Source organism: Pseudodesulfovibrio karagichevae, assembly GCF_041414475.1.
GTDB classification, from domain to species: domain Bacteria; phylum Desulfobacterota; class Desulfovibrionia; order Desulfovibrionales; family Desulfovibrionaceae; genus Pseudodesulfovibrio; species Pseudodesulfovibrio karagichevae.
Genome location: NZ_JBGLYH010000044.1, coordinates 16,359 through 36,813, shown reverse-complemented (window position 1 = coordinate 36,813; position 20,455 = coordinate 16,359). Strand labels below are relative to the sequence as shown.

15 protein-coding genes, 1 tRNA gene and 1 other RNA gene are annotated in these 20,455 nt (G+C 65.4%); 4 read left to right on the top strand and 13 right to left on the bottom strand.

What is annotated here, in order from left to right; translation table 11 throughout:
• Positions 1-76: 76 nt before the first annotated feature.
• From cysS to AB6M95_RS14075, 8 genes are all read right to left on the bottom strand, one after another.
• The gene (cysS, locus tag AB6M95_RS14110; protein WP_371387387.1) at positions 77-1,534 is read right to left on the bottom strand and encodes a cysteine--tRNA ligase; all 1,458 of its coding nucleotides are present in this window, start codon (positions 1,532-1,534) and stop codon (positions 77-79) included.
• Positions 1,535-1,577: 43 nt separating this feature from the next.
• Entirely contained in the window at positions 1,578-2,459 is an 882-nt protein-coding gene (locus AB6M95_RS14105) for an aq_1923 C-terminal domain (RefSeq protein ID WP_371387386.1), read from the bottom strand.
• Position 2,460: 1 nt separating this feature from the next.
• Positions 2,461-3,645 carry a 2-C-methyl-D-erythritol 4-phosphate cytidylyltransferase gene (gene ispD / locus AB6M95_RS14100; RefSeq protein ID WP_371387385.1) on the bottom strand — a complete coding sequence of 395 codons (1,185 nt, stop codon included), beginning with the start codon at positions 3,643-3,645 and terminating at the stop codon, positions 2,461-2,463.
• Between the two features lie 74 nt (positions 3,646-3,719).
• Positions 3,720-4,079: RNase P RNA component class A (rnpB, locus tag AB6M95_RS14095), an RNA gene on the bottom strand.
• Positions 4,080-4,091: 12 nt separating this feature from the next.
• Positions 4,092-4,829, bottom strand: a complete 738-nt coding sequence (locus AB6M95_RS14090) for a zinc ribbon domain-containing protein (protein ID WP_371387384.1) — start codon at positions 4,827-4,829, stop codon at positions 4,092-4,094.
• Positions 4,830-4,872: 43 nt separating this feature from the next.
• Positions 4,873-5,868 (bottom strand): Nif3-like dinuclear metal center hexameric protein, encoded by a 996-nt coding sequence (locus tag AB6M95_RS14085; RefSeq protein ID WP_371387383.1) that lies wholly within the window; start codon positions 5,866-5,868, stop codon positions 4,873-4,875.
• A 170-nt stretch (positions 5,869-6,038) separates the two neighbouring features.
• A tRNA-Ile gene (locus AB6M95_RS14080) sits at positions 6,039-6,114 on the bottom strand.
• Between the two features lie 501 nt (positions 6,115-6,615).
• On the bottom strand, positions 6,616-7,980 hold the full coding sequence (locus AB6M95_RS14075) for an MATE family efflux transporter (protein WP_371387382.1): 1,365 nt from the start codon (positions 7,978-7,980) through the stop codon (positions 6,616-6,618).
• Between the two features lie 104 nt (positions 7,981-8,084).
• On the opposite strand from AB6M95_RS14075, the gene AB6M95_RS14070 reads away from it, so the two are divergent.
• From AB6M95_RS14070 to AB6M95_RS14060, 3 genes are all read left to right on the top strand, one after another.
• Positions 8,085-8,921 (top strand): AraC family transcriptional regulator, encoded by an 837-nt coding sequence (locus AB6M95_RS14070; RefSeq protein WP_371387381.1) that lies wholly within the window; start codon positions 8,085-8,087, stop codon positions 8,919-8,921.
• A gap of 77 nt (positions 8,922-8,998) precedes the next feature.
• Positions 8,999-9,949, top strand: coding sequence for a proline dehydrogenase family protein (locus AB6M95_RS14065; protein WP_371387380.1), 951 nt, complete (start codon positions 8,999-9,001; stop codon positions 9,947-9,949).
• A gap of 82 nt (positions 9,950-10,031) precedes the next feature.
• Entirely contained in the window at positions 10,032-10,928 is an 897-nt protein-coding gene (locus tag AB6M95_RS14060) for a DMT family transporter (protein WP_371387379.1), read from the top strand.
• Positions 10,929-11,053: 125 nt separating this feature from the next.
• On the opposite strand, the gene AB6M95_RS14055 is transcribed toward AB6M95_RS14060, so the two are convergent.
• The 3 genes from AB6M95_RS14055 to AB6M95_RS14045 all read right to left on the bottom strand — a co-directional run bounded on the left by AB6M95_RS14055 (position 11,054) and on the right by AB6M95_RS14045 (position 15,585).
• Positions 11,054-11,872: a cyclase family protein gene (locus AB6M95_RS14055; protein ID WP_371387378.1), complete on the bottom strand. Its 819-nt coding sequence runs from the start codon at positions 11,870-11,872 to the stop codon at positions 11,054-11,056.
• A gap of 451 nt (positions 11,873-12,323) precedes the next feature.
• On the bottom strand, positions 12,324-13,388 hold the full coding sequence (locus AB6M95_RS14050) for a phosphotransacetylase family protein (RefSeq protein ID WP_371387377.1): 1,065 nt from the start codon (positions 13,386-13,388) through the stop codon (positions 12,324-12,326).
• Between the two features lie 88 nt (positions 13,389-13,476).
• Complete coding sequence (locus tag AB6M95_RS14045; RefSeq protein WP_371387376.1) at positions 13,477-15,585, bottom strand: acetate--CoA ligase family protein; 2,109 nt, start codon at positions 15,583-15,585, stop codon at positions 13,477-13,479.
• Between the two features lie 15 nt (positions 15,586-15,600).
• On the opposite strand from AB6M95_RS14045, the gene rnc reads away from it, so the two are divergent.
• Positions 15,601-16,284: a ribonuclease III gene (gene rnc, locus AB6M95_RS14040; RefSeq protein WP_371387375.1), complete on the top strand. Its 684-nt coding sequence runs from the start codon at positions 15,601-15,603 to the stop codon at positions 16,282-16,284.
• A gap of 104 nt (positions 16,285-16,388) precedes the next feature.
• Here the strand turns inward: rnc and AB6M95_RS14035 are convergent, their stop codons facing one another.
• Both AB6M95_RS14035 and AB6M95_RS14030 read right to left on the bottom strand, forming a co-directional pair.
• Positions 16,389-17,318 (bottom strand): flagellin N-terminal helical domain-containing protein, encoded by a 930-nt coding sequence (locus tag AB6M95_RS14035; protein WP_371387374.1) that lies wholly within the window; start codon positions 17,316-17,318, stop codon positions 16,389-16,391.
• Between the two features lie 1,409 nt (positions 17,319-18,727).
• Positions 18,728-20,404, bottom strand: a complete 1,677-nt coding sequence (locus AB6M95_RS14030) for a flagellar hook protein FlgE (RefSeq protein WP_371387373.1) — start codon at positions 20,402-20,404, stop codon at positions 18,728-18,730.
• Positions 20,405-20,455: the final 51 nt, after the last annotated feature.

Genomic DNA, 20,455 nt, shown 5'->3' with positions numbered 1-20,455 from the left:
GGGGAAGGGGAGAGGGAAAGCCCTTTTCAAAGGGTTTCCCTCTCCCCTTCCCCCGGCCGCCGGAGGCATTCTTTTCTTACAAAACATCCCAGGTGGCGCCTTGCGGGGTGTCGTGGACTTCGACCTGCATGGCGGCGAGTTCGTCGCGGATGGCGTCGGACTTTTCGAAGTCCTTGTCCTTGCGCGCCTGGGCGCGGGCGTCGAGCAGCTCCTGGACCTTGGCCGGGTCGATGCCGGCGCGGGCGGCGCGGTTGTCGCGCAACTCCAGGAGGAACTCGGCAGGCTTGCGCTCGAAGATGCCGAGGATGGTGGCCCAGTCGGCCATGTCGGCCTTGATGCGTTGAAACAGGTCGCGGCCGCCTTCGGCCTTGCGCAGGTTCTTGTCTTCGGCCACGCGTCCGGCCAGGCGGATGACGGAGAAGATGTGGCCGAGCGCCCCGGCGGTGTTCAGATCGTCGGCCATGGCCTCGGCGAAGTGCTTTTCGAGGTCGTCGAGCTCCTTGGTCAGTTCCTCGGGGAACGGGGATTTCTTCCACTTGTCCTTGGCCAGTTCCGCGTCGATCTGGTTCAGGGCGGAGTAGATGCGCTTGACGCCCTTTTCGCCTTCCTCCAGGGCGTCGAAGGAGAAGTCGAGCGGGCTGCGGTAGTGCATGGTCAGCAGGAAATAGCGCAGGGTCTCGGGCAGGAACTTGTCAAGGATGTCGCGGATGGTGAAGAAGTTGCCCAGCGACTTGGACATCTTTTCGGAGTTGATCTGCACGAACCCGTTGTGCACCCAGTAGTTGGCGAAGGGCTTGCCCGTGGCGGCCTCGGATTGGGCCACCTCGTTCTCGTGGTGCGGGAAGGACAGGTCCTGGCCGCCGCCGTGGATGTCGAGCGGCAGGGGGGAGTATTTCTCGGACATGGCCGAGCACTCCAGGTGCCAGCCGGGACGGCCCTGGCCCCACGGGGATTCCCAGAACGGCTCGCCGGGCTTGGCCGCCTTCCACAGGGCGAAGTCCAGCGGGTCCTCCTTTTCCTCGCCCGGGGCGATGCGCGCGCCGGACTCGAGTTCGTCGATGTTCCGGCCGGACAGCTTGCCGTAGCCGTCAAAGGAGCGGACCTTGAAATACACGTCGCCGGACGGGGTGGCGTAGGCGTGGCCTTTGTCGATGAGCCGCTGCGTCAGGTCGATCATCTCGGGGATGTGCTCGGTGCACTTGGGCTCCACCGTGGGCCGCTGGATATTCAGGCGGTCCATGTCCACGTAGAACTCGCCGATGAACTTCTCGGCGATCTCGCTGGCTTCCTTGCCCACCTCGGCCGCGCGTTTGATGATCTTGTCGTCGATGTCCGTGAAGTTGCGGATGAAGTTGACCTTGTATCCCTCGTGCTTGAGGTAGCGGTAGAGCACGTCGAAGACCACGCTGGAGCGGGCGTGGCCGATGTGGCAGAGATCGTAGGCCGTGATGCCGCAGACGTACATGTTCACGTCGTTGTCGTTGGCCGGGGTGAACGCTTCCTTGCTCCGTTTGAGGGTATTGTAGAGTCTCATTGGATTACTCCATGTTTATTATATTGAAATAATTGTGCTTTGGTTAAATTCCACCCGCCGGAACCGCATCCACGTGGATGTTCAGCAGGTCCAGATTCTCGAACAGGTCGCGGCCCATGAAGAAGTAGAGCACGGGCACGGACTCCGCCGGGTTGACGGACACGGTCAGGGAACCCGGGTCGTTCAGGAACGTCTTCAGGCCGAGCATGGCCTCGCGGGCCGGTTCGTTGGCCTGGGCCCCGGCGTAGGCGGCCAGGCCTTCCAGTTCCATGCCGATCCGGTCCAGGGTGGCGGACTCGGACACGCCCGTCCGCCTGGCCCAGTCCGCGCCGAGCAGGCGCATGAATTCGCGGTTGTCGAAGGTCAGGACCATGTTGCGGATGCCCAGGGCGAAGCTCTGCTCCGGGCGGAATCCGGTCAGGTTCAGGTTGTCCAGGGCGCCGGTCAGCTTGAGCGCGCCGAGCTTGGGGTCGTCCATGGACAGATTTTTGAGTTCCAGGATTCTGGTCTCCGGGTCGTAGGCGTAGTCCAGGGCGCCGTCGCCGAACAGGGTCTCGATGCCGAGCCCCTTGATGTACCCGGCCCATTCGCCGAAATTTTGCGGGGTCACCGGAATGGTCAGCCCCCTGGCCGAAATGGTTGCGTAGTGGGGGATGGGGTTTTTCCGGTCGAAGGCGGAGATGGACACCGAGTCTGCCTGGACGTGCTGGCCCGAGGGGAACAGGGCGTCCACCCCCTTGAGGGTCACGGTGTGGGCCGTGATGTCCACGGACAGGTCGGCGTAGGACAGGGCCAGGCCCGGCGTGTCGGCCACGGCGCGGGTCAGTTCCTTGTCCACCTCGGCGTTGACGTACCACTTCAGGCCGAAGAAGCAGATGGTCGCGAAGATGACGAAGGAGAACAGGAATTTTTTCAGGCCGGACACGTCACATCTCCCTCAGGCCGGTGACGCAGGCCACGGCCTTGATGCCCTTTTTCTCGCCGGTGAAGCCGAGCTTCTCCTCGGTGGTGGCCTTGAAGTTGACTTGGTGCGCTTCCAGGCCGAGCAGGCGGCCCACGTTTTTGGCGACCTGCGCGGCGTGGGGGGCCAGACGCGGGACCTGGGCGATGACGGTCAGGTCCGCGTGGACGATGCGGGTCTCGGCCCGCTCGGCCATGGCCAGGACCTCGCGCACGAGCACGCCGCTGTCCGCGTTGTCGAAATTCGGGTCCGTGTCCGGAAAATGGGTGCCGATATCCCCGCCGCCGAAGGTGCCGAGGATGGCGTCGGCCAGGGCGTGCAGGAGCACGTCGCCGTCCGAGTGGGCCACGATGGCCGGGCCGCCGGGGATGGGCACGCCGCCCAGGACCAGGGGCCGGTCATGCTCGCCGCCGAAGCGGTGCACGTCATAGCCCCAGCCGGTGCACGGCACCGTGGTGCGGGCCTCTTGCAACCGCTTCAGGTCTTCGGGGACGGTGATCTTGACGTTGGCCGCCTCGCCCGGGACGATTGAGACCTCGGCCAGGCGCTCCACCATGGAGGCGTCGTCCGTGACCTCCCAGCCCTCGGCCAGGGCGCGTTCATGGGCCTCGCGCAGGAGCGCGGTCTCGAACCCCTGCGGGGTCTGCACGGCGGCCAGTTCGGCGCGGTTCAGGGTCTCGGCGACCACCCCGTAGGCCACCCGCTTGACCGTGTCGGTCACGGGCACGGCCGGGATCGCGCCGCGCGCGCCGGAGTTCATGGCGTCGATGAGTTCGCGGACCAGCCGGGCCGAGAAAAAGGGTCGGGCCGAGTCGTGGACCAGGACGCGGCCGCACGACCTGGGCAGGCCGGTCAGCCCGTTGCGCACCGAGTCCTGGCGGCGCTCGCCACCGGGGGTCACGGTCCACTGCACGCCCAGGTCTTCGGTCTTGAAGAACTGGCGCAGCTGCTTGTCCATGGTTGGGACGTCTTCGGGCGGGAAGACGAAGACCAGGCCGCGCACGTCGGCCACGCGGGAGAAGGTCCGGGCGCAGTGCCAGAACAGCGGCGCGGATTTGTACTCGAGGTACTGTTTGCGCTCGCCGCCCGTGGCCTCTGCCAGCCGGGTCCCGGAGCCTGCGGCCAGGATGATGGCCCAAATGTCGTTCATGCTGCGGTCCATGCGGTTGCCTGTCGAAATTGGGCGCACGGGGGAGGGGGTGCCTCCCCCGTGCGGTGTTCACAAGTCGGAGCCGGTCATAAGCCGGGTTTTGTCCCCCTTGCGGGGTGGTCATCATTCATCTAGGCCGCCCGTTACCGGACGGCTCGAGCAACCAACCCGACAGCTTCGGCCGGGCCGGCCTCAAACGCTGTCCTATTCGGTCTTGCTCCGGACGGAGTTCACCTGGCCTGCCGCGTCGCCGCGACAGCCGGTGGGCTCTTACCCCACCGTTTCACCCTTACCGCCGGGTCGCCCCGGAGGCGGTCTGCTTTCTGTTGCACGTGACGGGGATCGCTCCCCCTGGGAGTTACCCAGCGTCCTGCCCTGCGGAGCCCGGACTTTCCTCCCCGGCCAAAGGCCGCGGCGATGACCTGTCCGACTCCGAACTTGTGATGCTATTCCTCTTCGGCGCCTCCGGCCTGCACAAAGGCCTGCCAGTAGATCAGCCGCTGGCAGTTGGGGCAGCTCAGGATCTGCTGTCCCTTCTGCAGGTCGTTGTACGCCTGCGGCGGGATCATGATGTTGCAGCCGGAGCACACGCCTTCGGAGACCGGCACGATGACCGGGTGCTCCATGCGTTCGCGGATGAATTCGTAGCGGCCCAGGATCGGCGGCGGAACGGCCTTGCAGGCCTTCTTGCGCTTGCGGTTCAGGGCGTCGAGCTTCTTGTTGGCCTTGTCCAGGCGCTCGTCCAGGGTGGTCTTGAGCGCGTTGAACTGCTCCTGCACGCCGCCCATCTCCTCATTCAGGGCCTGGGTGGCCTCGTCCTGGCGGACCAGCTCCTCGCGAACGGCTTCCTGCTCGTCGTCGCGCATGCGGTTGAGCTTTTCCAGGGAATCCATCTCGCGCATCATGGCGTGGTATTCCTTGGTGTTGCCGACGAGCATCAGCTTGTTCTTGGACTTCTTGATCTTGCCCGCGTCCTCTTCGATCTCCACGGACAGCTTTTTCTTCTGTTCGTTGAGGATGCTCATCTTCTCGTCGATCTGGCCGCGGCGCTCTTCGAATTCGCCGAGCTGGTTCTCGAGGTCGGCCAGCTCCTGGGGAGCCTGATCGATCTCCTGAGTCAGCTCAAGGATTTCGTCGTCCACTTCCTGCAGGACGATCAACTGTTCAATCTGTTTCTGATACATGGGTTAACCTCACTATCTATTTGAAATCAAAAAAGTGTATCCGTTACTTGCTGTATACCGAAAAGGGGTCCTCGCCCGGGAAGAAGCGGACCTCCGCGCCGGTCAGGGCCTCGTCCAGCTCCAGGGCGAAACGGCGCATCATCTCCTCTTCCAGGGAGAAATGGCCCACGTCCACCACACAGACCGGGGTCTCCACGGCCGGGTGGTATTTCATGTCCCCGGTGACGAACACGTCCGCCCCGGCATTGGCCGCCCGCTCGATCAGGGACGTGCCCGACCCGCCGCAGTAGGCCACGGTGCGCACGGTCTCGGGCCTGGGCCCGGCGACCAGCAGGGCGTCGCGTTCGACCAGTCCGGCTAGCCGGTCCATGAACGCTTCAAAGGGCATGGGCTCGGGCAGTTCGCCCGCCTCCCCGAAGCCGACCTCGCTCACCGGCGCGGTCAGGGAGCGCAGGTAGAACAGGGGCCGCTTGCCCAGGGAAAATTCGATCTTGTCCGCCAGCCCGCGCCAGTGCGGCTCGTCGCAGACCAGCCGGACCTCGCCGGTGCGGCTCTGGGCCACGGAATGCACCCCGTCGTGGTCGGCCCAGATGTCGGCGGCCTCGCGGGTGATCGGCTCCTCGCAGTAGAACGACGCCTCCACCGGGGCGCGGCCGTGCTCCACTTCGAGCAGCCGCTTGCCGGTCAGTTCGAGCGCCTCGCCCAGCCAGAAGGCCGGTCCGTTCGGCCGGGTGTCCAGCGAGGTGTGGGCCGCGTACAGCCAGCTCCCGGCCGGGATCACCGACCGGAGCACGTCCAGGTACATCCCGTCCGCGCTCGGGGCCTTGGGCTTCATGTACAGGGGATGGTGCGTGAGCACCGCGCCCGCGCCCCACTCGATACAGCGGGAAACCGCCGCCGGTGTGGGCTCCAGGGTCACGGCCACCTTGTCCGTCTCGGTCGCGGTTCCGGCCACCTGCACGCCGGAATTGTCCCAGGAACTCTGGTTTTCCTCCGGAGCGAGTTTTCTGAAAATAGCCAAAATATCTTGAATTTTCATATACTTGCGACCATTTCTCATAATGAGGATGCTCCCGTAGGGTTTCCCCCTCGGGAGCATCTCTTGTCCTCTTCGATCACCCGGCCTGCGGCCTTTATGGGGGATTTCAGGAAATATGCGATCTTCTGCTTTCGGGTCTTCGTCAATCACGTCTCCCGGAAGTGGGTCATTGGTGGGCCAGCCAGGATTCGAACCTGGGACCGACCGGTTATGAGCCGGTGGCTCTGCCAACTGAGCTACTGGCCCGCCGTGGAGTCGAGCACCATAGCCGGAAGCCGGCCATGGTGTCAACTCCTCGGGGGCTGTTGTACGGCGGCTTTCGATAGCGGGCCAGCTGCGCATTTTCTTCCGGGGGGCTTTTATCCTCATGTAGGCCCACTACACTGCGGTGAAAGCCCCCCGGGTCTGTACCTGTGGCATAAGATCTTGTACGGCTCGAAGACTCGCCTACAATTCACTTAAAATGCACGGCTGGCCAACTCTCGAAAGCCTCACGGCGTGTGGGCGCGGGGGAGAAGAGCCGCTCGGGTGCCGTTGGCATCCGAATCGCTCCAGAGACGCAGGGTGTTGTTTTGAGTGCGATGTGCTTTTCCTGGTGAGGGCCGCTGTTCGCGCGCTTTGCGCACGAAGGCGCTCCATGGGGGAAGCGCTGTTGGATGCCGTGCATCCAAGGCACTCAGGGGGCGGTTGTCTGGTTGCGCTGGGAGTGATCCTTGCGATCGATAACTGATCGGACCGCCAGACGGGCTAGCCCGCCGTCTCCATCTTGCGGATGGTCTTCCGGGCGAACCACAGGGCCACGGCGGCGCTCGTCCAGACGATGGCGAAGATGGTCAGCCACAGGGCGGTGATGGGGTAGCCGAGGACCTGGGTGAAGAGCGTGAACAGGATGAACGGGGCGGCCACCTGGCGGGCCAGGCCGAGCCAGATGGCGAACATGGGGCGCTTCATGCCCTGGAGGACCGAGGTGGGCACGAAGATGGCCACGTAGCCGTACAGGGTGAAGGCGTCGATGTGCAGATAGCCCGCGCCCACGGCGATGACCGCCGGGTCTTGGGTGAAGATGCGCATGAGCGGCCCGGCGAAGATCAGGATGGGCACGGACAGGGGGATGAGCAGGTACGCGCCGTACAGCAGGTTCTTGCGGAAGTTCTCGCGGATGCGGTCGATGCGGCCCGCGCCGTAGTTCTGGGCCGTGATGGTCAGGGCGGCCACGCTCAGGCCGATGGTCGGCATGAGCACCACCTGGTCGATGCGGGTGGCGATGCCGTAGGCCGCCGAGGCCTCGGGCCCGAACCCGGACACGTAGCGGAAGATGACGAAGAAGCCGAGCGCCACGGTCATGGAGTTGAGCGACGCCGGGAATCCCTGGTGGGCGATCTCGGCGTAGATCTTGAGCCGGGGGATGAGGTTGCGGCCCTTGTCGGTCTTGAGCAGCCCGGTGCGCCGGGTCTTCAGGAGCAGGTAGACCGCGCCGATGCCCTGGAGGATGACGGTCGCCCAGGCCACGCCCGCAAGGCCCATGGCGGGCAGGCCGAACCCGCCGTGGATGAACCACGGGTCCAGGACCACGTTCAGCGAGGCCATGAGGATGAGCGTGTTGCGCATGCTCCGGGTGTCGCCCTGGGATTGCAGGATGGCGTTGAACAGGAACAGGGCCATGGTGACCATGTTGCAGGCGAAGATGGGGTTCATGTAGCTCAGGCAGGTGGCCAGATAGTCCCCGTGCGCGCCGAGCCAACCGAAGATGGCGGGCGAGAAGATCAGGCCGAACGCGGCCAGGAGCGCGGACGCGAACACGCCGAACCCGAGCATCTGCACGGCCACCAGGGCCGCCTTGTCCCGGTCGCGCGCGCCCAGTGCCGAGCCCATCAGGGCGGTGGAGCCGGTGCCGATGCCACTGGCCAGGGCGGTGATGATGAAATACACGGGCAGGGACAGGGCCAGGGCGGCCTGGGCATGGGTGTCGATGCGCCCGGCCCACCAGGTGTCCACCACGTTGAACATGGTATTGAAGAAGAAGCCCACGCTCGAGGGTACGGCCACCTGCCGGATCACCTCGGAAATGGGCCGTGTGGTCAGGTCGGTCCTGTCGATGGCCGTTTTGCTCATGGCGGGAGTGTACCCGTTTACCCAGTGGGGATACAGTATTTTTCGGCCATCCCGCCGGACCGGGCCGGTTGACGGCCATGCGCCGGGGCCTGTACGTATCAACCATGGGAAAGACGCCGACCAACCTGGAAGTGCGCTTCTGGCGCGACCCGGACCTGCTGGGCGTGGAGGTGCGCCGGTCCTCCTACCACGAGGAGGCCTTCCGCGTTCACGTCCACGACGCCTTTTCCATCGGCTTCATCGAACAGGGCAGGACCACCTTCGACCTCGAAGGGGCCGCGCACAGGGCGGCCACCGGGCAGATCGTCTTCATCGGCCCGCACCTGGCCCACGCCTGCAACCCGGACCCGGACTCGAACATGGCCTACACCATGTTCTACATCGACCCGGCCCTGCTCCTGGCCGTGGCCCGCGAACTCTTCGGGCCGGACGCCCGGCCCCCGCGCTTCCCCGAACCCGTGGTCGACGATCCCCGGCTTGTCGAGCGGCTGCGCGCCCTGCAACAGGCCATCGCCGATGAAGCGGACCGCCTGGAGCGGGAGAGCCTGCTCGTTCAGGCGTTGGCCGAGGCCATCACCCGCCACGGCGAGCCCGGCCCCGCGCGGGAGGTCCACTCCGGCGGGCGCGACGCGGTCCGGGCGGTGCGCGCGTACCTTACGGACCACCTCGCCGAAAAGGTCTCCCTGGACGAGCTGGCCGAGGCCGCCGGTTTGAGCCGCTACCATCTGCTGCGCGTGTTCCAGGCCGCCACCGGCCTGCCGCCCCACGCCTACCAGAACCAGCTGCGCGTGGACCAGGGCAAACGGCTCCTGGCCCAGGGCATGCCCGTCAGCCAGGCGGCGCTCGAGACCGGCTTCACCGACCAGTCCCACTTCACCCGCGTGTTCCGCCAGTACACCGGGGCCACGCCCGGCCAGTACCGGGATTCCGGCCGGTCCTGATTCGGGCCGCAATTTCGTACAATACGCTTCCCCCGGCCACGGCTAGGGTCCGTCTCCGCAACCAAAGGAGAAGACCCATGCTGCTATGGCAAAAGATGATGATCGGCCTGGCCCGGAGCGCATCCGTGACCCGCCGGATGCAGGATTCCCGGTACATGGCCCGGTTCGCCCGCCGGTTCGTGGGCGGCCGCGACGGGGCCGAGGGGCTGGAGCGCGCCCGCGCCCTGCGTGAACAAAACTTGTCCGCGTCCCTGTTCTACCTCGGCGAATACGTGGCCGACCCGCGGGAGATCGAAACCACCCGCCGCGCCTTGGGCGAAGTCGCCCAGGGGCTGGGCCGGTCCGGTCTGGACGTGCACCTGTCCGTGGACCCCACCCAGTTGGGGGCCATGATCTCCTGGGAGGCGTGCCGCGAGAACATGGCCGCCCTGGCCCGCGAGGTGGGGGCCAACGCCGGGACCGGGCGCGACGTGCTCATGCTCGACATGGAGGACTCCTCGGTCACTCAGCCGACCCTGGATTTGTATTATTTCCTGCGCGGCGAGAACCTGCCCGTGGCCGTGACCGTCCAGGCCTACCTGCACCGCACGCCCGGCGACCTGGCCCGGCTGGTGGCGGACGGGGCCATGGTCCGGCTGGTCAAGGGGGCCTTCGCCGAACCCGGCAAGAAGGCCGTGACCGGACGGCGCGACCGCGACGAGGCTTACCGCAAAGCCATCGTCACCCTGCTGTCCCCCGAGGCCCGCGAGCGGGGCGTGTACCCGGTCTTCGGCACCCACGACCACCGCATGGTCGCCTTTGCCGAGCACGTGGCCGCGACCAACGGCTGGCAAAGCGGCCAGTGGGAGGTGGAGATGCTCCTGGGCGTGCGCACCGCCTATCAGCGCGAGCTGGCGAACCGGGGAGTGGCCGTGCGGCTGTATCTGCCGTTCGGCCGCGACTGGTGGCCCTATTCCATCCGTCGGGTGGGCGAGAATCCCAAGAATCTCGGCTTCGTGTTCCGCTCCATGCTCGGCAGGGGCGAGTAGGGGCGCGGCGGGCCGCAATTCCGTACAATACCCGGCCCGCCGGTTGCGGCATGGTGTTCCCCGAAACCATCAGGAGAACACCATGTCCGAAAACACCGCCGTCCTGGAGCGCCCCTCCGCATCCTGGCTCGCCCCGGCCTGCCTGGCCGCCGCAGTGCTCCTCTGGGGCACGTCCTTTATGGCCACCAAGACCGCCCTGACCGGGTTTCATCCGCAGACCCTGGTCTGGCTGCGCATGACTCTGGCCGCCCTGACCGTGCCCTTCTTCGCCCGCCGCGTCCCCCGGCCTGCCTACCGGCCCGGCGACTGGAAGATTCTCACGCTCCTCTGCCTGATGCAGCCGTGCCTGTACTTCCTGCTCGAAAGCAACGCCGTGAACCTGACCACCTCGTCCCAGGCGGGCATGGTCTCCTCCCTGGTGCCGCTCTTCGTGGCCGCCGGGGCGTGGGCCATCCTCGGCGAACCCATGACGCGCCGAGCCATGCTCGGCCTGGCCGTGTCCATGGCGGGCGTGGCCTGGCTGTCCACGGCCGGGGCCCCGGACGCCGAGGCTCCCAATCCCGCCCTCGGCAATCTCCTGGAGGTCGGGGCCATGGCCTGCGCCGCCGTCTACATGGTGCTCATGAAGCGCCTCTCCACGCGCTATTCCACCTGGTGGCTGACCGGCCTGCAATGCGTGGCCGGGGCCCTTTTCTTCCTGCCCGGAACCCTCCTGGACCCGCCCGGCTCCCCGGCCGAAATCCCCCTGGCCGCCTGGTTCGCCGTGGCCTACCTCGGCCTGTTCGTCACGCTCGGGGCGTTCGGCCTGTACAACATGGCCATGACCTGCATGCCCGCCGGACGCGCCGCCCTGTCCATCAACATGGTCCCGCCCGTGGCCCTGGTCGCGGGCTGGCTCCTGCTCGGCGAGACCCTGACCGGCGCGCAACTGGCCGCCTGCTGCGTGGTCGGGGCCGGGGTCTGGCTCGGGCGTCGCTAGGAGCCCTCAAGGGAAACGCGGCCGCCGACCTCCCTTACGTAAAAGAAAAGGCCCCGGTTCCCTGAGAATTACCGGGAACCGGGGCCGATCGTGACCGGTCGCGCGGGTATTGATGCGTCTCGCCGCTAGGGCAGGAAGCCGAGGACCGTGGCCGGGGAGCCGGACCCGTTGAGGTTGCGCACGCCGCCGACCACGATCCACGCGCCCTTGGCGGGCAGCTGCTCCAGCCCGGCCAGGTTCTCCAGGTGGATGCGGTCGCCCTTCAAGAGGGCCGTGTTGGTGGCGTAGGATTCGTCGGAACCGGGGTCCACGCCGTGGGTGTCGATGCCCAGGCCGCCCAGGGCCCGGTTGTCGATCAGCCACTGGGTGGCGGCGACGTCGATGCCGGGGTAGTGCATGACGCTGTCCTTGTCCTCGTTGAAAAAGGCCTCGGGATTGTCCCAGCGCTTTTCCCAGCCGGTGAAGGCGATGACCATGGCGTGCGCCGGAATCCGGCCGTGGGCCTTTTCATAGGCCTGCACGTCCGCGAGGCTCAGGGCGTAGTCCGGGTTCTTGGCGACCTGGGCGCGGACGTCGATGACCACTGCGGGGAACACGAAGGACGTGGCGGGCAGCATGTCCGCCGTCTTCTCGTCGGCGTTGAAATGCGCGGGCGCGCCCCAGTGGGTGCCGGAATGCTCGCCCATGGTCACGGACATGAGGTAGAAACCGTCCTTCTCGACCGTGAACTCGGGCTCCATCACCGGGGTGGGATCGCCCGGGAAGATGGGCATGTCCGGGGTGTTGACATGGCTCAGGAAAACGACCTTGCCGAAGGCCTTGGCCATCTGCTCCGGGGTCAGCGCGCCGTCGGCGCCCGTCATGGCCGTGCCGCCCGCCACAAGGAACAGGCACAGGGCCAGACCCAATGCGCAGAACGCCTGCGCTTTTCCGAAATGCAACATCGATACTCTCTCTCTTTTACGTAATCCGGGGAAAGGGGCACCCGGCGCAAGTGCGCCCGATCCCGCCCGCCCCGTCGGTTTCGGCGACCGGAGCGGAGACCCTGCCTCCCCCGATCGCCCGGGCACCCGGTCCTCATCATGGACCGGTTCGATGGCAGCCATGATATCCAACGGGCCGCCGCCCGGCAACCTCGGGGAGGGGAGGCCGCTGCTCGGCGGAGTCGGGTGATTTCGCCTCCGGCGGGCAAGGGGTTGTGACCCCTTGCATCCCCTTTGTCGCCTGCGGCGAAATGTGTTGAGCCAAGGGGAAGGCGAATCGCCGCGCTCCACCATCCGCGTAGCGGCAACAAAAAGTTCGGGAAAAGGAGGGGATGGGGGGCCGGGGGAAAGGGAGGCAAAAAAAGTGGGTCGCGTCAGCGACCCACTTTTAGCATTGTCTGAGGCGGCCCGGTTATTTCAGGCCGAGTTCCTTTTTGAGGAATTCGAAGTCGATGTTGTTGGACACGAGTTCGGCGCCCTGTTTGATCTTGATGGCGTCGCGCAGTTTGTGCCGGGAGAGGATGTCGTCCATCTTTTTGGCCACGGTGAAGGTGTCTTCGCGGACCATGATGATGGGCGTTTCCAGGACCTCGGAGCGGGTCAGAATGATGTCGTTGGGGTAGAGGTTGCCGGTCAGGATGAGGCAGGGGCAGTCGCCTTCGAGCGCCACGAGCTGCACGTCGGACCGGTCGCCGCCCACGATGATGGCGGAGTTCTTCTTCTTGCGGAAGTGGGTCATGAAGTTTTCGACCTGCATGGTGCCGATGAGGAAGGACTCGACCACGCGCTCGGACTTGTTGTGGGCGGAGATGATCTTGCCGCCCAGGCGGTCGGCCAGGTCGCCGACCTTGATGGCGCCCATGAGCGGGTCGCGGGGGATGACGCCGAGGATCTTGACGCCCTTGGCCTCCAGGGCGGGGCCGAGGAGCTGGGTGATCTCGTCCATGAAATTCGGGGGCACGTCGTTGAGGATGACGCCCGCCATGAGGTCGCCCAGGGTTTCCTTCATGGCCATGAGGTAGTCGTATTTGAGTTCCTTCTGGAACCGGTCGATGATCACGGTCTTGATGCCGAGCCTGCGGACCACGGAGATGGCGTCGGTGTCGCAGTACTTGCCGGAGTACATGGACCCGGAACCGGCCACCAGGGTGACGTCCTTGTCCTTGGAAACGGCCTCGTAGCCTTCGACGATGCTGTCCAGGAGGCCTTCCATCTTGCCGGTGAACGCCTTGACCTTGAAGTCCTGGGTGACGACCACGGGGGTGACCATGGCCGGGTCTTCGGACAGGCCGAGCACGTCCTGGACAAAGGCGGCGTCCTCGTCGCCGAGCTTGCCGTCGACTTCCATGGGCATGGCCCCGACGGGTTTCATGTAGCCCACGGTGAACCCGTCTTTCTGCAGGCGCAGGCCCATGCCCATGACGATCATGTTCTTGCCTGAATACCCGGTGGTAGAGCCAATGTAGAGTCCAGCCATGCCTATTGTCCTCCTGAATGTGAAAGGGGCGGGAACCGCAGCGCCCCGTCTTTTGTTAGTATATGAGACCGCGAAAAATGTCCAAGCGTCAAATGGGTCCGACGGTCACCCGCAGGTCGGCCACGAACGCTCCCTCGGCGTCCACCAGGATGGGATTGAGTTCGGCCTCGCGTATCTCCGGGAAGTCCGTGGCCATCTGCGACATGGACAGCAGGATGTCCTCGATGGCCGCCAGGTTGACCGGCTCTTCGCCGCGCACGCCGCGCAGCAGGGGGAACGACTTGATCTCGCGGACGATGTCCTGGACGTCCTGCAGGGCCAGGGGGGCCAGCCGGTAGCTGATGTCGCCCAGGACCTCGGCGGACGGTCCGGCCAGGCAGAACGAGATGAGCGGGCCGAACTGCGGGTCCTGGGTGAACCGGACCACGACCTCGCGGGCCTTGACCGGGCCCATGGTCTGGACCAGGCAGCCCGCGATGTAGATGTCCGGGCGTTTGCGCTGGGTCCGGGTGGTGATGTCGAGCCAGGCGTCGCGCACCTCGCGCGGGGTATGGAGATCCAGGGCCACGCCGTCCACCTCGCTCCGGCTGGTCAGGTGGGGCGATTCGATCTTCAGCGCCACGGGGTAGCCCATCTTCTTGGCCGCGCGTACGGCCTGGTCGGAGGTGCGCACCAGCCGGGTCTCGGGCACGGGCAGTTCGTAGGACGCGGCGATGTCCATGGCGTCGTTGAAGGGCAGCTCGGCCACGCCCGAGGCCAGGGCGGCCTGGATGGTCCGCTCGGCCCGGCCCTTGTCGCGGCGGAAGCAGACCTCCACGGGGTAGGGCCGGTTCTTCCACCGGTAATGGGCGAGCATGGCCGAGATGGCCGTGATCGCCGGTTCCGGGTAGGCGTAGCAGGGGATGCCTGCGCTAAGGAGCATGTCCCGGCCGGGGCCGATGCGCTCGTCGCCCATGAACGTGGCGAAGATCGGTTTGTCGCAGGTCTTGGAAATGTCGATGATCGCCTGGGCGGTTTCGGTGATCTCGGCCGAGGCGGTGGGGGTGAGCAGGACCAGGATGGCGTGGGTGGTCTCGTCCTCGGCCACGGCTTCGAGGGTGGCCCGGTAGCGTTCGGCCTTGGCGTCCCCGATGATGTCGATGGGGTTGTAGATGGCGGCGAACGGCGGCAGGGCCTGGGTCAGCCGGTCCAGGGTGGCGGTCGAGGGCCGCGCCAGGTTGAGCCCGGCGGCCTCGCAGGCGTCGGCGGCCAGGATGCCGGGTCCGCCGGAGTTGGTCACCACGGCCAGGTTCGGGCCCTGGGGCAGGGGCTGTTCGGCGAAGGCGCGCGCCAGGTCGAACAGGGTCTCCAGGCTCTCCACCCGGATGATGCCCGCCTGCTTGAACGCGGCCAGTCCGGCCTCCACGCTGCCGGCCAGGGAGCCGGTGTGGCTGGACGTGGCCCGCGCGCCCGCCGGGGTGGTGCCCGCCTTGATCATGATGACCGGTTTCTTTTCGGTCACGGCCCGCGCGCGGGTCAGGAATTTGCGGCCGTCGTCCACGGATTCCAGGTAGCCGATGATGACCTTGGTGTCCGGGTCGTCGCCGAGCGCCTCGAGCACGTCGGCCTCGGACACGCCCGCCTTGTTGCCCAGGGAGACGAACTTGGAGAAGCCGATGGATTCGCCCTCGGCCCAGTCCAGGATGGCCGAGCACAGGGCCCCGCTCTGGGAGAAGAAGGAGATGGACCCCTTGGCGGGCATGGTCTGGGCGATGGAGGCGTTCAGGTTGATGGCCGTGTTGAACAACCCGAGGGTGTTGGGGCCGAGCAGGGTGATGTCCCGGCGGCGGGCCAGGTCGGCCATCTCCATCTCGAGTTCGAAGCCGTCGCGCCCGGTCTCGCGGAATCCGGCGGTGATGACGCAGATGGCGTCCACTTTGGCGTCGGCCAGGTCGCGCATGGCCTGGAGGACCTTTTCACGCGGCAGGACGATGATGCCGAGATCCGGCGGGCGCGGCAGGTCGGCCGTGGTCGGGTAGGCGGTCAGGCCGAGAATTTCTCCCCCCGCGGGATTGACGGGAAAGATTGTCCCCCTGTACCCTGCCGAGATCAAATTCGACAGGATGAGATGCCCGAGCTTGAGCGGGCTCCGGGATGCGCCGACCACGGCGATGGATTCGGGGTTGAAAAGTTCGCGTAGTTGGGCGTCTGATTGCATAAATAAGGGGGTTGAATGGATACCGCTGAGCTACAGGATTGTATCCACCATAGGTTTGCCCAAGTCAAGTTCCTGGAGACGGCCCTGACCCACTCCTCGTTCGCCAACGAGCAGAGCGGCATGGACGACAACGAGCGGTTGGAATTCCTGGGCGACGCCGTGCTGGAACTGTGCATCTCCGAGGAGGGATTCAGGCGGTATCCGTCGGCCCACGAGGGCCAGCTCACGCGCATCCGTTCCCAGCTGGTCAAGGAGCAGTCCCTGGCGGACATCGCCCGGATGCTCAAGCTGGACCAGTACATCCGCCTCGGCCGGGGCGAGGAGCTGCAGGGCGGCCGGGAGCGCGACGCGCTGCTGGCGGACGCCTTCGAGGCCCTGCTCGGCGCGGTCTTCCTGGACAGCGGTTTCGAGGCCGCCCGCAGGACGATTCTGGAGATTTTCGAGGACCAGTGGCCCGCCCGGGCCATGCTGCCCGAGACCAAGGACTACAAGAGCCGGTTGCAGGAAGTGGCCCAGGAGCTGTTCCGCGACAGGCCGTTGTACGTGCTCTCCGGGACCAGCGGCCCCGAGCACGAGAAGCTGTTCGAGGTGGACGTGACCCTGCCGCGCGGCGAGAAGTTTCGCGGCTTCGGCACCAGCGTGAAGCGGGCCGAGCAGGAGGCCGCGCGCATGGGCCTCGATTTCCTCGAGGAAGAATAGAACCCCGACACATCACACGGCCAAAACGACCGGAACCATGCCCTGCGGGACAATCCCGCAGGGCCGGTTTCCGATCGTCTTCAGTCGCGTCCGGTCGTTGACGGCTAGCCGCCGATGAGCTGCATGGCCATTCTCGGCAGGGAGTTGGCCTGCGCCAGCATGGCGACTGCGGACTGGGTGAGAATCTGGTTGCGCACGAACTCGGTCATCTCCTGCGCCACGTCGACGTCGGAGATGCGGGATTCGGCCGCCTGCAGGTTCTCGGCCTGGATTTCCAGGTTGGTGATGGTGTTTTCCAACCGGTTCTGCATGGAACCGAGGTTGGCGCGGATCTTGTCCTTGGAGATGATCGCCTGGTTGATCGCCTCCATGGCCGTCTGGGCCAGGGCCTGGGTGGAGATGGACTTGCCCGCGTTCTGGGCCTCCCAGGTGGTGCCGTTGGTCTTCAGGGAAGCCAGATGGCCGAGACCGAAGGCGGAGGCGGAGGAGCCTTGGATGGCGACGTAGTAATAGTCCTCGGCGGAGTCGTTGCCGGTGCCGAAGTGGATCTTCAGCGGGCCCGTGGACTGCAGGCCGGTTCCGTTGTGGTCTATGCCCGGGTCGCCGGACAGGTTGCCGTTGAGCAGGTAAATTCCGTTGAAGTCCGTCGCGTTGGCGATACGGGTGATCTCCGAGCACATTGCCTGGTATTCGGAGTCGATGATCATCCGCTGGTCGGAGTTGTAGGTACCCGTGGACGCCTGCATGGCCAGTTCCTTCAGACGAATGAGCTTTTCGTCGATCACCTGGAGTGCGCCGTCCGCGGTCTGGATCAGTGAGATCGCGTCGGATGCGTTGCGGACGCCCTGGTGCAGGGATTTGATTTCCGATCGCATGAGCTCGCGAATCGCCAGACCGGCCGCGTCGTCTGCGGCTGTGCCTACTCGCAGGCCGGAAGACAAACGCCGGGTGGAGACGCCGAGCCGATTGTAGTGGCCGGACAGGTTTCTCTGGGCGTTCATGGCCATGAGGTTGTGGTTAATGACTAAAGACATCAGAACCCTCCTTGTTCAATTCTCAAATCCATTTTGCCAAGATAAAGCATCATGTGTGCCAAGTTAATTTTCTCAAGCAATATTAAGAAAATAGCTATCTAAATAAAGTCTAGAAAGGCCATTTTTTCCCCTTCCGCCAAGGGGGGTAAACCGTTGCCCGTCAATGCTTTGTCAATATTTGCCGGGTGGGGGAGGGGGAGTCGAAGGGTCTGACGGTGCCTTAAGAAGATAAGGAAAGCCGCCCGCTGGGCGGCGATTGATGGAAAGATGCGCGCCTGCGGCGCGAGAGAGCCGGTGAAGGGGGTTGCACCCCCTTCAGCCTCCGAGAGGCGCTGTGCAGGCTGAAGCCTGCACAATGCTCCATGCCCTCCCGGCGGGGTCCATTTTTTGCTGGCCCAAAAAAATAGACAAAAAAAGGGCCTGGGAGGGGAGCGCGGCCGCCCGGAGATCGGGGGATAAGAATCTGATCGATTCGGGTCGGCTCCCGATTCAAGGCTCGCTGCGCTCGCTGTGCATCGAAGAGCCGCCGCCCCGAATCGATCCGATTCTTATCCCCCGAGCAAGGGCTCGTTTGGGTGATGGGAAGAGGGGCGGTGGGACGCGGTGGGTGTACCTCGGCGCGGGGCGGGGGAAGAGCCGCTGTCGGACGGGGCGTCCGAGGCGCTCCATGGGAGCCTTTAAGTGTTCCTCCGTGCCTTTCGCCAAGCCAAACGCGGCGGGCCAATCCACTCTGTCGCAGAGTGCGGTCAAACTCCGGTCGCGAATGCGCGGCCAAACCCCTGCGCATAGCCTCTTTCACCGGCCCATTCGCTGCAAACCAATCCCCACTTACGGAGGGCGGCAATCGGAAGCGAACCCTAGAGCCCGTGTCCGGCGAGCGAAGCGTCGGCTGGATCGAGTCTGCGCAGCAGACATCTATCCAGCCAGCGAAAGCCGCCTACGGGCTCTTGGGTCCGCTTCCGCCGCGCTCACACCACAGCGCAGTTTTTGCTTCCTTTTTTCTGCGCCAGCAAAAAAGGAAGTCGCCGTAAAGGCGAAATCAATAAGTAAGGCGGACAGCCAAAAGTTCCGACGCGGATGCGCGGACAACTAACCGGGCTCAACAAGGCCCGCACCAGGCGAACCCCCGCAACCCCGGACGCGAATGCGCGGCCATCCCCCCGCGTCAAAATTCCCTCCGTCCCTTGGCGGCAAGGACCCGCCGTACTATATCCAGGGCGGCAACGACCCCGGCCCGAAGTTGGCGGCGAGGCCCCGCTTCGCGTTTCGAGCCTGCTCCAAAAGCCGGACGGCCCGGCGATGTTGCATGACATCGCCGGGCCGCTGGGTTTTCTTTGCCCCTTGGTGGGTGGCCAGGGGGCCTTGGAGAAGGACGTCTATGAGTATGGGTTACTTGAGACCTCTTTTGGTTACCGCTTCATGGAGATGACTTCGCCGAGCAGCGAGTCCACGGTGGTGATGACCTTGGTGTTGGCCTGGAAGCCGCGCTGGGTGGTGATCATGCGCACGAACTCGGTGGCCATGTCCACGTTGGACATCTCGAGCTGGTTGCCGTCGATGGTGCCCTTGCCCGAGTTGCCCGCCTGGCCGGTCAGGGCCGGGCCGGAGTCCAGGGTTTCGGTGAACAGGTTGCCCCCTTCGCGGCGCAGGCCGTGCTGGTTGGTGAAGGTGGCCAGGGTCACGGCGTAGAGTTCGAGCACCTGCCCGTTGGAGTAATGGCCCGAGATGATGCCCTCGCGGGAGACCGAGATGTTCTGCAGGATGCCCGCGGAGTAGCCGTTCTGGCTCTGGAACAGGGTGGAGGAGCCGCCGGTGTTGTAGTTCCGGGTGGCCAGGGCCGAGACCGCCGGGTCCTTGAAGTTGGCCAGGTGGCCGGTGTTGCTGATGTTGTTGCCGACCATGGCCGCAGTGGTGGGCACGGTGCCCATGCCGCCGGCCCAGCCGATGGTCGCGGCGCCGGAGCCGTTGCTCGACAGGTTCTTGTTGGAGATGCCGAAATCGATCTGGATGGGCGTGGCGTTGGTCGACTCGGCCGTGCTGGCGTTGGACTTGCCCAGGAAGTTGGCCGTGCAGACCGGGAAGCCGCTGGTGGAGAAGTCCGCCAGGTCCCAGTTGTTCAGGTCCTTGACGTTGCCGCCGCCGTTGGACTTCAGCGTGTAGGCGCTCATGCCCGAGATCTGGCCGGTGGTGAAGGTCAGGGTGCCGACCATGAGCACGCCCGCCGCCGAGGTCCGGCCCTCGCCGATGGAGGTCGTCAGGCCGTTGGCTCCGGAGAGCATGCGCCGGTCGGCCGACGGGTCGCAGGTGACCATGAATTCCCAGACCGTGTCGCCGCCCGCGTTGCTCATGGTCACCGGGTCGAAGTACACGGTCAGGTTGTGGGCCGTGCCGATCTCGTCATAGACCTTGAGCGTGGTCGAATAGGCGTACAGGGTGGAGGCCAGCGGCGTTTTGGCCGAGCCGTCCCAGTTGTTGAACATGGCGAAATAGGGATCGGCCGCGTTGGTGGACCTGTCCGCGGCCTTGGGGTCCAGGCTGGTGACGATGGACACGTTGGTGGTCGCGTTGGGTTCGGACTGGAAGTTCTCCATGCGGATGTTGGTCGGCGTGCCGATGATCCGTGCGGAATCGTTTTGTTCCGTGGTCGACGAGGTGGTCGTGGTCACCGTGGTGGTGCTGCGCTCGATCTCCCATCCCTGGAGAACGTAGCCGTGCGGGTCCACAAGGTAGCCGTCTTTGTTGAAGCGGAAGTTGCCCGCCCTGGTGTAGTACTTCATGTCCTCGCCCAGCGGGGAGACCACGAAGAGGCCCTCGCCGGAGATGGCCATGTCCGTGGGGGCGGTGGATGCCTCGAAGGCGCCCTGGCCCCAGTCCGAGTAGACGGAGGACACGCGCACGCCACGTCCCACCTGGCCCACGCCGTTGACCGTGGCGAAGTCGGCGCTGGCAAGATCCTCGAACTGCATCATGGCGCCCTTGAACCCCGTGGTGTTCACGTTGGCCAGGTTGTTGCCGATGACCGTCATGCGTTCCGAGTGTACCGTCAGGCCGGAAATGCCCGAATACAGTGATGCTCCTAAACCCATAATAACCTCCTAATCTCTTCTCCAAGAGCCCGGAGCCGCCCTCGGCCCCGA